At 72.2% G+C, this 14,068-nt stretch carries 12 protein-coding genes, 2 tRNA genes and 1 rRNA gene; 5 read left to right on the forward strand and 10 right to left on the reverse strand.

The window, feature by feature from the left end:
- Positions 1–70, reverse strand: a 16S ribosomal RNA gene (locus tag F8274_RS08640); the annotation flags it as partial.
- A gap of 650 nt (positions 71–720) precedes the next feature.
- On the opposite strand from F8274_RS08640, the gene F8274_RS08645 reads away from it, so the two are divergent.
- Complete coding sequence (locus tag F8274_RS08645) at positions 721–948, forward strand: hypothetical protein (RefSeq protein ID WP_151461762.1); 228 nt, start codon at positions 721–723, stop codon at positions 946–948.
- 18 nt (positions 949–966) lie between these two features.
- Here the strand turns inward: F8274_RS08645 and F8274_RS08650 are convergent, their stop codons facing one another.
- Together F8274_RS08650 and F8274_RS08655 are read right to left on the reverse strand one after the other, a co-directional pair.
- Complete coding sequence (locus tag F8274_RS08650) at positions 967–1,764, reverse strand: carbon-nitrogen hydrolase family protein (protein WP_151461763.1); 798 nt, start codon at positions 1,762–1,764, stop codon at positions 967–969.
- Positions 1,765–1,804: 40 nt separating this feature from the next.
- On the reverse strand, positions 1,805–2,638 hold the full coding sequence (locus F8274_RS08655) for an EamA family transporter (RefSeq protein WP_151461764.1): 834 nt from the start codon (positions 2,636–2,638) through the stop codon (positions 1,805–1,807).
- Between the two features lie 41 nt (positions 2,639–2,679).
- Here F8274_RS08655 and F8274_RS08660 point away from each other — a divergent pair, with 41 nt between their 5' ends.
- Complete coding sequence (locus tag F8274_RS08660) at positions 2,680–3,303, forward strand: helix-turn-helix domain-containing protein (protein ID WP_151461765.1); 624 nt, start codon at positions 2,680–2,682, stop codon at positions 3,301–3,303.
- A 23-nt stretch (positions 3,304–3,326) separates the two neighbouring features.
- Here the strand turns inward: F8274_RS08660 and clpX are convergent, their stop codons facing one another.
- The 5 genes from clpX to F8274_RS08685 form a co-directional block, all read right to left on the reverse strand.
- Complete coding sequence (gene clpX, locus F8274_RS08665) at positions 3,327–4,622, reverse strand: ATP-dependent Clp protease ATP-binding subunit ClpX (RefSeq protein WP_091319119.1); 1,296 nt, start codon at positions 4,620–4,622, stop codon at positions 3,327–3,329.
- A 215-nt stretch (positions 4,623–4,837) separates the two neighbouring features.
- Positions 4,838–5,500, reverse strand: a complete 663-nt coding sequence (locus F8274_RS08670; protein ID WP_091269636.1) for an ATP-dependent Clp protease proteolytic subunit — start codon at positions 5,498–5,500, stop codon at positions 4,838–4,840.
- 10 nt (positions 5,501–5,510) lie between these two features.
- Complete coding sequence (locus F8274_RS08675; protein ID WP_088960728.1) at positions 5,511–6,152, reverse strand: ATP-dependent Clp protease proteolytic subunit; 642 nt, start codon at positions 6,150–6,152, stop codon at positions 5,511–5,513.
- A gap of 173 nt (positions 6,153–6,325) precedes the next feature.
- Complete coding sequence (tig, locus tag F8274_RS08680) at positions 6,326–7,672, reverse strand: trigger factor (RefSeq protein ID WP_151461766.1); 1,347 nt, start codon at positions 7,670–7,672, stop codon at positions 6,326–6,328.
- A 145-nt stretch (positions 7,673–7,817) separates the two neighbouring features.
- A tRNA-Pro gene (locus F8274_RS08685) sits at positions 7,818–7,891 on the reverse strand.
- A gap of 226 nt (positions 7,892–8,117) precedes the next feature.
- On the opposite strand from F8274_RS08685, the gene F8274_RS08690 reads away from it, so the two are divergent.
- Positions 8,118–8,191 (forward strand) — tRNA-Gly (locus F8274_RS08690).
- Positions 8,192–8,395: 204 nt separating this feature from the next.
- On the forward strand, positions 8,396–8,920 hold the full coding sequence (locus F8274_RS08695; protein WP_151461767.1) for a hypothetical protein: 525 nt from the start codon (positions 8,396–8,398) through the stop codon (positions 8,918–8,920).
- Here the strand turns inward: F8274_RS08695 and F8274_RS08700 are convergent.
- Positions 8,905–9,129, reverse strand: coding sequence for a hypothetical protein (locus tag F8274_RS08700; protein WP_151461768.1), 225 nt, complete (start codon positions 9,127–9,129; stop codon positions 8,905–8,907). The genes F8274_RS08695 and F8274_RS08700 overlap by 16 nt on opposite strands.
- A 131-nt stretch (positions 9,130–9,260) precedes the next feature.
- Here F8274_RS08700 and F8274_RS08705 point away from each other — a divergent pair, with 131 nt between their 5' ends.
- Entirely contained in the window at positions 9,261–12,152 is a 2,892-nt protein-coding gene (locus tag F8274_RS08705; RefSeq protein ID WP_151461769.1) for an Hsp70 family protein, read from the forward strand.
- Here F8274_RS08705 and F8274_RS08710 read toward each other — a convergent pair.
- On the reverse strand, positions 12,142–14,025 hold the full coding sequence (locus F8274_RS08710) for a propionyl-CoA synthetase (protein ID WP_151461770.1): 1,884 nt from the start codon (positions 14,023–14,025) through the stop codon (positions 12,142–12,144). The genes F8274_RS08705 and F8274_RS08710 overlap by 11 nt on opposite strands.
- Between the last annotated feature and the right edge of the window lie 43 nt (positions 14,026–14,068).

A 14,068-nucleotide genomic window follows, 5' to 3' on the forward strand; every position in this document is an offset into this window, starting at 1 on the left:
TCCGCTCGACTTGCATGTGTTAAGCACGCCGCCAGCGTTCGTCCTGAGCCAGGATCAAACTCTCCAACAAAAATCTTTGCTGAACAATCATCCTGACAACAAAAGTGTTGCCAAAGGAATCCCAACCGAATCAGACCAAAGCCTGACCAGTCCGGGGTATAAATCAATTTGGCACTGGCTTATCAAGCACCCTGTTGAGTTCTCAAAGAACAACCACACACCAACCGGAACCCCGCACCAGCAGGACCCCGTCCGGGGCAACCTCTCTAACTTACCCGGCCCGACTCTCGCTGTCAACCTCGTCTTCGAGGTGATCAACTTGGTTCGGTCCAACCCACGCTGACGCACGCCATATCCGGCGGTCGTTGCTGTCGTGGGTTCCGGCGGACCGGCCGATCGCCGCTTTCGCGGCCACCCGCCCGGCTCCCTGCCGGCTTTCGAACTCTACCCGGTCGGCTTCGCGACCGCAACCCCGTGTTCTCGGAGTGTCTCGCACCGCCCGGATTCTCAGTCTGGCTCGGCGTCGCCGCCACCAGCCTGGCGCCCGTTCTCGGCCGGTTTGTCCGGCCTCCCGCGTGCAGAGAGAAAGTTACGCCGGAGGCTCCGAGAAGGCAAATCAGTGATCGTCACTGTCCTTGGTGCGGCCGCGGGCACCCGAGCCGGCAGACGGCCCGGTTCGGGCGGGACCACCGCCGGCTCATCCGTGCCAGAGTGGTCGACATGGATGACGTGTCGCGGTTCCCGGCGGAGACGCTCGCCGAGGAAGCCCTGCTCGGGCTCCTGCTGCCGTTCTGGCAGGTGGTCATCGGCGCCTTCGTGCTCGCCGTCGTCCTGGCGTCGGTGGGACGTCTCGTCCGGCGTGGCCCCTCACGGATGACCACGGCGCTGCTCGTCACCGCAGTGGCCATCGCCGGCTTCACGGTCGTCGGGGTGCTCCTGGAGGGCTGACGCGGAGGGCGGGAGAAGTCAGAGCCGCCGGTTGGCGAGGCTCGGCAGCTCGACACGGATCGTCCGCAGCCGGTCCCGGTCCAGGTCGGTGACGGCCACGCCCGGCCCGTCGGCGACCTGGGTGAGCACGGTCCCCCACGGGTCCACCACCATGCTGCGCCCGAAGCAGGTCCGCCCCGGCTCGTGGTCACCGGTCTGGCCGGCGGCCGCCACGAAGCACTGGTTCTCGATGGCCCGGGCCCGGAGCAGCACCTCCCAGTGGTCGCGCCCGGTGTGCATCATGAACGCGGCCGGCACCACGAGCAGCTCCGCGCCGCCGTCGACGGCCAGTTGCCGGTAGAGCTCGGGGAACCGGAGGTCGTAGCAGATCGACAGGCCGACCCGGAGGCCCTCGACGTCGACCACCACGGGCTTCTCGCCCGGCGCCACGGTGGCGGACTCGTGATAGGACACGCGGCCGGGAATCTGCACGTCGTACAGGTGGATCTTCCGGTAGCTGGCGGCGAGCGCGCCGTCGCGGTCGAAGACCAGCGACGTGTTCCAGGTGTGCTCGGGGTCCGGCCCGGCCTCGTGGAACGAGCCGGCGATCACCCACATGCCGAGCCGGCGGGCGGCATCGGCGAAGAACCGGCCCACCACCCCGTCGACCGGTTCGGCCGGCGGCATGTCGGCCGCGGGGCCGAGGTAGTCGACGTACTCCGGGAGAACGGCGAGATCCGCGCCGGCCGCCGCGGCCCTGCCCAGCAGGGCCTCCGCGGCGGCGAGGTTCGCGGTCCGGTCCGCACGGGTGTTGAGCTGACAGACGGCGACGCGCATGAGGCTCAGCGTACGGTCGGACGGCGGGCGGCGACAGGGCTCAGATGCTCGCCAGGACGAGCGCGCCGGCGGCGAAGCCGAGCCCGGCCAGTTGCACCGGGCGGAGCCGTTCCCGGTCGACCGCGAGCGCGAGCAGCACGGTGCTCGCCGGATAGAGCGCGGCGATGGCGGCCACCACGCTGAGGTGCCCCCGGCCGGCGGCGGCGAGGAACAGCGCGTTGGCCGCCGAGTCCAGCAGTCCGGCCGCCGCGGCCCAGCGGAGCACCCGCGGTTCGAGCCGCAGGCGTACGCCGGTGCGCCGGGCGAGCGCCAGGCCGAAGGCGATCGAGCTGACCCGTACCGCGGCCACCGGCCACATGCCGGCGCCCTCGTCCGCCTGACCGAGCAGCGCGAAGAAGATCCCGAAGAGCAGCCCGGCGGCGAGCGCCATGCCGATCAGCCGGCCGGACACCCGGCCGGTGGCACCACCCTCCCCGAAGCTGACCAGCGCGATGGCCACGACGGCGAGCCCGGCGCCGGCCAGCGCGAGAGCGCCCGGCGAGTGGGCGGTGACCAGCCCGGCGACGATCGGCACGACCGCGGCGGTGATCGCGGTGACCGGGGCCACGACCGCCATCACGCCGCCGGCCAGGGCCTTGTAGAGCAGCATGACGCCGGCCGCCCCGGCCACGCCGGCGAGCAGCCCCCACGCCAGGTCGAGCGGGCCGGGCGTGCCCGGCACGATCAGCACGAGAGCGAGCAGCAGCGGGACGCTGAGCAGTTGCGACACCACGGTCACCGCGATCGGGTCGGCGTGCCGGGACGCCTTGCCGCCGGAGAAGTCGGCCGTGCCGAACGCGACCGCGGAGACCGCCGCGAGCACAATGGGGAACATCAGGCAGTCGTACCACAATATTGACCGTGAAGGATAGTGTGATGACCGACGCCGGAGCGCGGGTGGGCGCGGTGACCTCCGCGGTGGCCCGACAGGTACGCGAGCTGCGGGCCGCCCGCGGCTGGTCCTTCGAGGAGCTGGCCGGCCGCTCCGGGGTGAGCAAGGGCATGCTCGTGCAGATCGAGGGGGCGCGGACCAACCCGAGCGTCGGCACCCTCTGCCGGGTGGCCGACGCGTTCGGCGTCAACATCGCCCGGCTGCTGGAGCCGGTCGAGGAGAGCACCGTACGGGTCTCCCGGGCCGGCGACGCACCGGTGATGTGGCGGGGCGAGCACGGCGGCACAGCGCGGCTGCTCAGCGGGCTCGGCGAGCCGGACCTGGTCGAACTCTGGGACTGGCGGTTGGAGCCCGGGGAGGCCCACCACTCCCCCGACCATCCCCGCGGCACCCGGGAGGTGCTGCACGTGCTGGCCGGGACCGTGACGGTCACCGTCGACGGCGTCGACCACGAGGTACGCGCCGGCGAGACCGTCGAGTTCCACGCCGACCGCGAGCACGGCTACCGCGCCGCGGGCGACGAGCCGGCGCGGCTGGTGATGGTGGCGGTCACCCCGTCGGGCGAGTGGGACCGGCGGACCCGGTCACGCGGACCGCGCCCGAGCTGACCCGGGCGCGGTCGCGGTGGCGGTCAGGCCGACTTCTCCTCGCGGTCCCGGCGGGCCCGCCGGCCGGTGAACTCGCGGGGCACGATCGTCGGGTTGACGTTCTCCAGGACGACCTCGCGGGTGATCAGCACCCGGGCGGCGTCGGGGTTGCTCGGCACCTCGTACATCACGGAGAGCAGGACCTCTTCCATGATCGCCCGCAGGCCGCGGGCGCCGGTGCCGCGGAGCATGGCCTGGTCGGCGATGGCCTCCAGCGCGGGCTGCTCGAACTCCAGCTCGACGCCGTCCAGCTCGAAGAGGCGCTGATATTGCCGGACCAGGGCGTTGCGCGGCTCGGTGAGGATGCGGACCAGCGCGCTGCGGTCGAGACTGCGCACGTTGGTGATCACCGGAAGCCGGCCGATGAACTCGGGGATCAGCCCGAACTTGAGCATGTCCTCCGGCATGACCTGGCTGAAGATGTCGTCGGTCGACCGCTCCGACACCGACCGGAGCCGGGCGCCGAAGCCGGTGCCGCCGGAGCCCGTGCGGGCCTCGATGATCTGGTCGAGGCCGGCGAAGGCGCCACCGCAGATGAACAGCACGTTGGTGGTGTCGATCTGGATGAACTCCTGGTGCGGGTGCTTGCGCCCGCCCTGCGGCGGCACGTTGGCCACCGTGCCTTCCAGCATCTTCAACAGCGCCTGCTGCACGCCCTCACCGGAGACGTCCCGCGTGATCGACGGGTTCTCCGACTTCCGGGCGATCTTGTCGACCTCGTCGATGTAGATGATCCCGGTCTCGGCGCGCTTGATGTCGTAGTCGGCGGCCTGGATCAGCTTGAGGAGGATGTTCTCCACGTCCTCGCCGACGTAGCCCGCCTCGGTGAGCGCCGTCGCGTCGGCGATCGCGAACGGGACGTTCAGCATCCGGGCCAGCGTCTGCGCCAGGTGGGTCTTGCCACACCCGGTCGGGCCGAGCAGCAGGATGTTGGACTTGGCCAGCTCGACGCCGTCGCTGCCCGAACCCGGTGCGCCGGCCGCCTCGGCCTGGATCCGCTTGTAGTGGTTGTAGACCGCGACGGCGAGCGCCTTCTTGGCCTGCTCCTGGCCGACGACGTAGTTGTCGAGGAACTGGCAGATCTCCATCGGCTTGGGAAGCTCTTCCCACTTCACCTCGCCGGACTCGGCCAGCTCCTCCTCGATGATCTCGTTGCAGAGATCGATGCACTCGTCGCAGATGTAGACCCCGGGGCCTGCAATGAGCTTCTTGACCTGCTTCTGCGACTTGCCACAGAAGGAGCACTTCAGTAGGTCGCCGCCGTCACCGATCCGTGCCACCTACGTTCTCCCTGCACTCGTCGGCCGGTGCGCCGGCCCCTGACCTGCGGGCGCCGCGCGCCCGTCCGTCCCCTCGTCCCACCTCGCCGGTCCGACCCAACGAAGCGGCACAGACCCGACGTTACCCGCTGTCGGAGGTTTCTCCGACCCCCAAAACGGGTGTGTCAGAGGTCGGCCAGGAACGATATCCCGACCGACCTCCGACCGCACACTGCTCAGCTGGCGGCGTGGGACGCCAGCAGACCCTTCTTGCGGCTGGTCAGGATGGTGTCGACCAGCCCGTACTCCTTGGACTCCTCGGCCGTCATGATCTTGTCACGGTCGATGTCCTTGCGGACCTGCTCGATGGGGCGGTTGCAGTGCCGGGACAGCATGTCCTCCAGCTGCGTCCGCATCCGCAGGATCTCCCGGGCCTGGATCTCGATGTCCGACCCCTGCCCGTAGCCGCCCTCGGTGGCCGGCTGGTGGATGATGATCCGGGAGTTGGGCAGCGCCATCCGCTTGCCCGGGGTGCCCGCCGAGAGCAGCACCGCCGCCGCGCTGGCCGCCTGGCCCAGGCAGACGGTCTGGATGTCCGGGCGGACGTACTGCATGGTGTCGTAGATCGCCGTCATGGCGGTGAACGAACCACCCGGCGAGTTGATGTACATGATGATGTCGCGGTCCGGGTCGGTGCCCTCCAGCGTCAGCAGCTGGGCCATCACGTCGTTGGCCGACGCGTCGTCCACCTGGACGCCGAGGAAGATGATCCGGTCCTCGAAGAGCTTGTTGTACGGGTTGGACTCCTTCATCCCGTACGACGTGCGCTCGACGAACGACGGCAGCACGTAGCGGTTGTGCACGGCCGCGAACTGGGGCGGCAGGCTCAGGTCGGTCATCGTCAGCTCCTCAGCTCAGGGTCCCGGCGCCATCCGGAACCTGGGCGGCCCCGATGATCACCTTGTCGATGAAGCCGTAGTCCATGGCCTCCTGGGCGGTGAACCAGCGGTCCCGGTCCGAGTCCGCCTCGATCTGCGCCTGGCTCTGGCCCGTGTGGTGGGCGACCCGCTCCTGGAACATCCGCTTCGTGTAGAGCATCTGCTCGGCCTGGATCGCGATGTCCGACGCGGTGCCGCCGAGGCCACCGGAGGGCTGGTGCATCATGATCCGCGCGTGCGGCAGGGCGTAGCGCTTGCCCTTGGTGCCCGCGCAGAGCAGGAGCTGGCCCATCGACGCGGCCATGCCCATGGCCACGGTCGACACGTCGTTGTCGATGAACTGCATGGTGTCGTAGATCGCCATGCCGGAGTAGACCGAGCCACCCGGCGAGTTGATCCAGAGGTTGATGTCGCGGTCCGGGTCCTCCGCCGCGAGCAGCAGGAGCTGCGCGCAGATGCGGTTGGCGACCTGGTCGGTCACCTCGCTGCCCAGGAAGATGATCCGCTCCTTGAGCAACCGGTTGTAGACCGAGTCGTCGAGGTTGCCAATGGAGTCGCCACCACGGGCCTCGATCGCCCGGAGCGACTTCTTGGGGATGTGCATGTCGGTCATGGCAGCCCTTCGCTCTCCGTACCGTCCTACCCGACACTAACCGCTCAGCCGGGAGGCGTACTCCCGGTCGGGGCACTGTTCGCTCTCAGCGCAGTCACCCTCTGGGCGTACCCGGAAAAGGGTTTCGGCCGCCGCCCGGCGCACAGCGCGGGACGGCGGCCGACACCGGATGATCAGTGCTGGTGGTCGTGCTCGGCCTCGTTCTGGGCCCGCAGCGCGTCGAGGGTGACCTCGTTGCCCGCCGAGTCCTTGATCTTGATCTTCTCCATCACGGCGGCGAGCGCCTTGCCCCGGCGGACGTCGCCGAAGACGGCCTGCGCGGCGCCGGAGCGGACCAGCTGGTCGTAGTACTGCTGCGGGGCCATCCCGGCACGCTGGGCGCGGTGGACGATCTCGTGACCGAACTCGTCGTCGGAGACCTGGACGTCCTCGGCGTCGGCCAGGGTGTCCAGCAGAAGCTGGATCTTGACGCCCTCGGTCGCGGCCTCGGTCAGCTCGGTGTCGATCTGCTCCTCGGTCTTCTCCTCCGCGGCGAGGTACTCCTCCAGGGAGGCGCCGATGCGCTCGAGCTGGTCGACCATCGCGGCCTTGCGGCTCTCGACCTCCTCCTTGACGACACCCTCGGGCGCCGGCACCTCGGCGGTGGCGACCATCTGCTCCAGGGCCTTGTCCCGGGCGGCGTAGATCTGCTCGACCTGCTTGCCGCGGCTGACCCGCTCCCGCAGGTCGTTCCGCAGCTCCTCGATCGTGTCGAACTCGCTGGCCAGCTGGGCGAAGTCGTCGTTGAGCTCGGGAAGCTCCTTCTCCTTGACCGTGCGCACGGTCACCGCCACGTCGGCGTCCCGGCCGGCGTAGTCGCCGCCGACCAGCTGCGTGGAGAAGGTGGTGCTGTCGCCGGCGGCCAGGCCGACCAGCGCCTCGTCCAGGCCCGGCAGGAGCTGCTTGCTGCCGACCTCGTGCGAGATGTTGCTCGCCTGCCCGCCCGGCACGTCCTCGCCGTCGACGGTCGCGTTCAGGTCGATCTGGACGTAGTCGCCCTCCTGGGCGGCCCGCTCGACGGTCTTCAGCGTGGCGAACCGCTCGCGCAGGCTGTTGACCTGCTCGTCGATCTCGCTGTCGGCGATCTGGACCTCGTCGACGGTCACCTCGATGGTGGCCGGGTCCGGCAGGATGATCTCCGGACGAACGTCGACCTCGGCGGTGAAGTTGAGCGAGTCACCGTCGTTGAACTCGGTGATCTCAACCTCCGGGCGGCCGAGCGTCTTCAGGTCGTGCTCCCGGACCGCGGCCAGGATGTTCTGCGGGATGGCCTCCTGCACCGCCTCGTTGAGGACGGTGCCCCGGCCCACCCGCTGGTCGATCACGGCGGAGGGAACCTTGCCCCGGCGGAAGCCGGGAACCTGGACCTGCTGGCCGATCTCCCGGTACGCCTTCCTGAGGCTCGGCTCGAGCTCGACGAACGGCACCTCGATGGCGAGCCGCACGCGCGTCGGGCTCAGAGTCTCGACGGTGCTCTTCACAGGCGTACTCCTTGACGGATCTCAGTTGAGTCTGGGCGTGTTTGCGCGCATCGAGTGTAGGCGAGCCGGCCTGCGGCATCGGCAGCGCCCGGGTACCGCCCGGAAAAAGTCGGCGGTTCCCGGACGACCCGGTCGCGAACGACAGTCGGGGTGGCGGGATTTGAACCCACGGCCCCTCGCTCCCAAAGCGAGTGCGCTACCAAGCTGCGCCACACCCCGTGGCGACGAAGAGTCTATGCCGTCCGGGCCCACCGGACGGTCACCGGGGCGTGCCACACGCCCAGAACGGCGAGGTGGCGGGGTCCCGGGCGGTGGGAAGCCGCCACCTCGCCGAACTGGTGGGAGCTGCGGGGTCTGGGGCGTGCGGCGCACCCGGGTACGCACTGCGCGTCCGGTTCCGGGATTCGGTAGGCTGTCGGGCGCGTCCCGCGAGAGCGGGGCGGTCGCGGGCGTAGCTCAATGGCAGAGCTTCAGTCTTCCAAACTGACGGTGCGGGTTCGATTCCCGTCGCCCGCTCCACCCACGAAGGCCCAGGCGGACCGCATGATCGCGGCACCTGGGCCGTTCGCTTCTCTCCCTTGTCGGATCTTGCGTGCCATCGCGTGCCGTTCACCGGCGGCGTCTGCTCCTCTGCGAACTGGGGGCGACCGTATTGCCTTACGCGTCGTCGTCGGTCAGGACGGCTGGGAGAACCCGGGGGCACCCGGCCGCGTCAGTGCTGGCATGAAGCTGCGCGCCGCGAGTCTCTTCGCTCTGGCCATCCTCGGCGTCGGCCTCGTCGTGGCCGTCGCACCGGCGCAGCCCGCCTGGGCCTGCTCGTGCGCCCTGCGCGCCGACCAGGAGGACGACCGCGCCGAGCTCACCGTTGTCGGCACCGTCACGGAGGTGACGGACAACGGGGTCACACTCGCGGTCGAGTCCGTCGAGAAGGGCGGCTTCGGGACAGGGGACACGCTCGGGCTGGGCGTGCGCCGCAACGAAGCCAGCTGCGGCTACGACTTCCGCGTCGGCACCCGGTACCGGGTGAATGCGATCGGCGGCACCACCAGACTGTGTACCGGGATCCGCCCGTTGCCGGACACCTCATCCACGGCCGCAGCGGCCCCGATGTCTGCCGCGGCCCCGCTCGCTCCCGCGGGAACGCCGAGCCGTTGGTGGCTCGCGGCCGGTGCGACGCTCGCCGTCCTGGCCGCCGGAGTGGTGGCAGCGGCCCGGCGGCGTCGTCGACCTGATCATGACACCGGCTGAGTGGCAGGGCCTCTGCTGCGGTGCAGCCACTCGGTGAGCCGCTCGATGGCCGCGGTGGCGAGGGCCGGCTCGGTCAGCCGGAGCAGTTCGTTCCGCAACTGCGCGGTCAGCTCCAGCTCCGGGGGCGGCGCCTCCCAGCGGTAGTTCCGCACGCTGGTTGCGGTGACGGCCGGCGGCACCGCCCCGGCCTCGCTGCGGGCTTCGATCATCGAGTCCTGGTGGTCGGTCCGGGCCGGGCGCCGCACCTGGGTTTCCCGCGCTGCCCACCGCGGAACGAGGCGGCGCGGGCTGCGTACGATGCGGGGCCGGACATCCCCTCGTCGGGTGGAGGTAGCGACGGATGTCAGGCCAGCAGGACGGTTTCGCCCTCGGCGTGGACCTCGGCACCTCGAACACCGTGGCCGTGTTGCGCTGGCCGGACGGGCGTACCCGCCCGTTGCTGGTGGAGGGTCAGCCGATCCTGCCGTCCGGTGTGTACGCCGACACCGACGGGCGCCTGCACGTCGGGCGGGACGCGCTGCGGCTGGCCCACGCCGACCCCGACCGGTACGAGCCGAACCCGAAGCGCCGCGTCGACGAGCCGGAGGTGCTGCTCGGCGACCGCCGCCACACGCCGGCCGAGCTGCTCGGCGCGGTGCTGCGCGCGGTGGGTGAGGCGGCCGTCGGCGCGCTCGGTTTCCTGCCGCCCGCCGTGGTCACCTGCCCGGCCACCTGGGACGCGAACCGGCGGCAGGTGCTGGCCGAGGCGCTCGCGCTGGCCGGCTGGCCGTCGGCGGCCGAGCACACCCTGTCCGGCCCCATCCCGCCCGGGACCCGGCTGCTGCGCGAGCCGGTCGCGGCGGCGCGCTACTACACCGAGGTGCTGCGCCGGCCGGTGCCGGTCGGCGAGTCGGTGGCCGTCTTCGACTTCGGCGGCGGGACGCTGGACGTCGCCGTGGTGCGCAACGAGGGCGCGGACCCGTGGGGTGACTCCGGCTTCACGGTGATCTCCTGCGGGGGTCTGGACGACCTGGGCGGGCTGGACCTGGACGCCGCCCTGCTCGCGCTGGTCGGCGAGCGGGTCGCCGCCACGCATCCCGGGCAGTGGGCGCGGCTGCGCGAGCCGGCCGACACCACGCAGTGGCGGGAGCGGCTGCAGTTCGTCGAGCACGTCCGGGGCGCGAAGGAGATGCTGTCCCGCACCACGGCGGCGCCGGTGGCGGTGCCGGGGGTTCCGGCCGCCGTGTCGTTGACCCGCGCCGAGCTGGAGGGTGTGGCCACCCCGCTGCTGCGGCGGGCGGTCGCCGAGACCCGGCGGGTGGTCGGCGCGGCCGGGCTGACCCCGGAGCGGCTGGCCGGGCTGTTCCTGGTGGGCGGCTCGTCCCGGATCCCGCTGGCGGCGCGGCTGCTCCACGCCGAGCTGGGCATCGCACCGACCGTGCTGGAGCAGCCCGAGCTGCCCGTCGCCGAGGGCGCGCTGACCGACCTGCCGCTGCGGCGCGACCGCTCGGCCGCCCCGCCGTTGCCGCTGGCCCCGGTTGGCGCGGCCCCCGCCGGTCGGCCGGCCGCGGCCACCCCGGACGCCGGCCCGGCCGGCACCCTCCTCGACGCCGGCACGCCGCCGCTGCCCGCCGCGGACCGGCCGACCGCGGCCGACATGTCGCTCACCGTGGCGGACCAGCCGGACGGCACCACCGTCGCCGCCGGACAGAACGGCACGGCCGTCGCCCCGCACTCACCCGCCCCGGGTACGCGGGCTCCTGCCCTGCCGCCGTACGGCTCGCCGGCGGGCGTACCCCCGCAGGGGCCCGGGATCCCGCACCAGCCGGGCGGGTGGCCGGGCTGGCCCGGCGTACCCGGGAACGGGACGCCCGGGTCGGTGGCCGCGCCGGCCGGCGGGGGCCGGCGGCGACGGGCCCTGTGGATCTCGGTCGGGGCGGTGGCCGCCCTGGCCGGGGTGCTCACGGCGACCGTCCTCTACCTCACCCGGGACCGCCACCCGGAGCTGGACTTCCAGGCGTTCGGCAAGGGCATCCGGGTCGCGGGTGCCAGCGAGCGGCCGGCGGAGATGTTCACGGCGGTCGCGGGCGACCGGGCCTACCTGGCCTATCCGCGCGAGGACGATCGGCTGGCGGTGGTGGCCGTCGAGGCGGGCACCGGCAAGAAGCTCTGGACCGGGGAGAGCGCCACCACGGCCGATCAGTGGGCCGGAGTGGTCGCGCTGCCCGGCGCCGTGGCGCTGCTCGCGGACGCCGCGGGCAGCAGCACCCCACGCCAGCTCGAGGTGCTCGACGGCGGGTCCGGCAAGCCGCGCTGGCAGCACACCGTGCACGGGGACGACCAGATGTTCGTCGGCAGGGACGTGGTGGCGCTCACCGACCGCGAACGGAAGCGGCTCGTCGGGCTCAAACTGAGCAGCGGCGACGAGAAGTGGTCGCTGAACGACCTCACCGACGAGTACGGCAACAGCCGCACCAGCGTGCACCCGGTGACCAGCGACGAGGCGGTGTCCGGCCCCGGGTACGGCGACGGTTCGCCCCGCGACCCGGAGCAGGGCCCGGTCGAGCAACTCGTGCAGGTGAGCGCCGACAAGTCGGTGCGGCTCATCGACCTCGGCTCCGGCGGTGAGGTCCGCCGCTGGAAGGCCGTGGCCGAGCCGGACGACCTGGTCGCCGCCCACGACGACCGGCTCTACGTGGCGGGCGACGACGGGCGGCTGCTCGCCTACGACCTGGGGAAGCAGGCGCAGCCGAGCGTGCTCTACCGGGCCGAGGACGACGACCGGCGGGCCAAGGCGCTGGCGCCGTGCGGGGAGCACCGGGCCTGCCTGCTGGAGGTGACCGGCTCCGACGACGAGACCGCGCAGGTGGTGGCCGCGCAGGAGGGCCAGGGCGCCAAGAAGTGGGCGGCGCCCGGCATGACGCAGCTCGTGCCGGTGGGCGAGCGGGTGCTGGCCCGGCGGATCTACCCGGAGCCGGCGGCGACGCTCTTCGCGGCGGACGGGAGGCGGGTGCTCGACGCCGAGGACGGGGTGGCCGTCCGGGTCGACGCCGGCAATCTGCTGCTCTTCGCCGACCCGCTGGGCAGCGGGGTGGACGACCGGAGCGTGGCCGGCGTGGGCGCCGAGTCGGGCAAGCTGGTCCAGCTCGGTGAGCTGAAGGACGTCCGGGGCGACTCCTGCTCGTGGAACACCCAGGTCGTCGCCTGCGGCTCCGAGCAGGACTTCGTGCTCCACCGCTTCGTCACGGAGTAGCGCCCAGGTCGCGGAAGACCGCCAGCGCCGACGGGTCCTCGATGGTCGGCGGCACCGGCTCGTCCCGCCCCTCGACCAGCCCGCGCATGGTCCGGCGAAGGATCTTCCCGGAGCGGGTCTTGGGCAGCGCCGGCACCACGGTCACCCGGCGGAACGCGGCCACCGGCCCGATCCGCTGGCGGACCAGGGCGACCAGCTCACCGGCGAGCGCGTCCGGGTCCGCACCGGCGCCGGCCTTGAGCACCACGTACCCGCTGGGCACCTGCCCCTTGAGCGGGTCGGCCACGCCGATCACCGCGCACTCGGCAACCGCCGGGTGCGCCGCCAGCACCTCCTCCATGGCCCCGGTGGAGAGCCGGTGCCCGGCCACGTTGATCACGTCGTCGGTGCGGCCCATCACGTAGAGGTAGCCGTCGTCGTCGAACCGGCCGCCGTCGCCGGTCAGGTAGTAGCCGGGGAAGGCGGTCAGGTAGGAGCGGACGTAGCGCTCGTCGTCGCCCCACAGGGTGGGCAGGCAGCCGGGCGGCAGGGGCAGCCGGATGACGATCGAGCCGTCGGTGCCCGCCGGGACCTCCTCCCGGCCGCCGCCGTCGACCACCCGGACGTCGTACCCGGGGACGGGCACCGACGGGGAGCCGGGCTTGATCGGCAGCGGCTCCAGGCCGCGCGGGTTGGCCGCGACCGGCCAGCCGGTCTCGGTCTGCCACCAGTTGTCCACCACGGGCACGCCGAGCCGCTCCCCCGCCCACGCCCAGGTGTCCGGGTCGAGCCGCTCACCGGCCAGGAACAGGGTGCGCAGGCTGCTCAGGTCGTGCCCGGCCAGGAGGGCGCCGTCCGGGTCCTGCCGGCGGATCGCCCGGATCGCGGTGGGGGCGGTGAACAGGGCGGCCACCCGGTGCTGGGCGACCACCCGCCAGAACGCCCCGGCGTCCGGGGTGCCGACCGGCTTGCCCTCGTAGAGCACCGTGGTCGCGCCGGTGAGCAGCGGCGCGTACACGATGTAGGAGTGGCCGACCACCCAGCCCACGTCGGAGGCGGCCCAGAAGACGTCGCCCGGCTCGATGCCGTAGACGTTCCGCATCGACCAGCGCAGCGCCACGGCGTGCCCGCCGTTGTCCCGGACCACGCCCTTGGGCCGGCCGGTGGTGCCGGAGGTGTAGAGGACGTAGAGCGGGTCGGTGGCGGCCACCGGCACGCACTCCACCGGCTCCGCGCCGGCCATCGCCTCGTCCCAGGTCAGATCGCGGCCGGCGACCAGCGGAGCGGGCTCCTGGGGGCGCTGCACGATCACGCAGTGCGCCGGGGCGTGGGTCGCCTCGTCCAGCGCGGCGGCGAGGATCGGGTGGTACGGCACCACCCGGTCCACCTCGATGCCGCAGGAGGTGGCGACCACCACGGTCGGCCGCGCGTCGTCGATCCGGACGGCCAGCTCGTGGGCGGCGAAGCCGCCGAAGACCACCGAGTGGACCGCGCCGATCCGGGCGCAGGCCAGCATGGCGATCACCGCCTCCGGCACCATGGCCAGGTAGAGCAGCACCCGGTCGCCCCGACCGACGCCGAGCCGGCGCAGCGCACCGGCGAACCGGGCGGTCTCGGCGAGCAGCTCGGCGTAGGTGAGGGTGCGGACCGTGCCGGTGACCGGGCTGTCGTGGATCACCGCGGGCTGGTCGCCCCGGCCGGCGGCCACGTGCCGGTCGAGGGCGTTGTGGCAGGTGTTCAGCTCCCCGTCCGGGAACCACCGGAACAGCGGCGCGGCGCTGTCGTCGAGGATCCGCTCCGGCGCCCGGTGCCAGTCGAGGTCCGCCGCGGCCTCCCGCCAGAAGCCGGTCGGGTCGGCGATGCTCCGCTCGTACGCTGATCGATACGCGCCCATCCCGTCATGCTGGCCGCGCGCCCGGGCCGGCGCAACGGCCCAT

The sequence above is a fragment of the Micromonospora sp. AMSO31t genome (assembly GCF_008868175.1).
Lineage (GTDB): Bacteria > Actinomycetota > Actinomycetes > Mycobacteriales > Micromonosporaceae > Micromonospora.

Coding starts and splice junctions, on each gene's coding strand:
- F8274_RS08645 (WP_151461762.1), top strand. CDS start 721: ATGGATGACGTGTCGCGGTTCCCGGCGGAGACGCTCGCCGAGGAAGCC.
- F8274_RS08700 (WP_151461768.1), bottom strand. CDS start 9,129: ATGATCGAAGCCCGCAGCGAGGCCGGGGCGGTGCCGCCGGCCGTCACC.
- F8274_RS08655 (WP_151461764.1), bottom strand. CDS start 2,638: ATGTTCCCCATTGTGCTCGCGGCGGTCTCCGCGGTCGCGTTCGGCACG.
- F8274_RS08660 (WP_151461765.1), top strand. CDS start 2,680: ATGACCGACGCCGGAGCGCGGGTGGGCGCGGTGACCTCCGCGGTGGCC.
- F8274_RS08670 (WP_091269636.1), bottom strand. CDS start 5,500: ATGACCGACCTGAGCCTGCCGCCCCAGTTCGCGGCCGTGCACAACCGC.
- F8274_RS08695 (WP_151461767.1), top strand. CDS start 8,396: ATGAAGCTGCGCGCCGCGAGTCTCTTCGCTCTGGCCATCCTCGGCGTC.
- F8274_RS08675 (WP_088960728.1), bottom strand. CDS start 6,152: ATGACCGACATGCACATCCCCAAGAAGTCGCTCCGGGCGATCGAGGCC.
- F8274_RS08705 (WP_151461769.1), top strand. CDS start 9,261: ATGTCAGGCCAGCAGGACGGTTTCGCCCTCGGCGTGGACCTCGGCACC.
- F8274_RS08710 (WP_151461770.1), bottom strand. CDS start 14,025: ATGGGCGCGTATCGATCAGCGTACGAGCGGAGCATCGCCGACCCGACC.
- F8274_RS08650 (WP_151461763.1), bottom strand. CDS start 1,764: ATGCGCGTCGCCGTCTGTCAGCTCAACACCCGTGCGGACCGGACCGCG.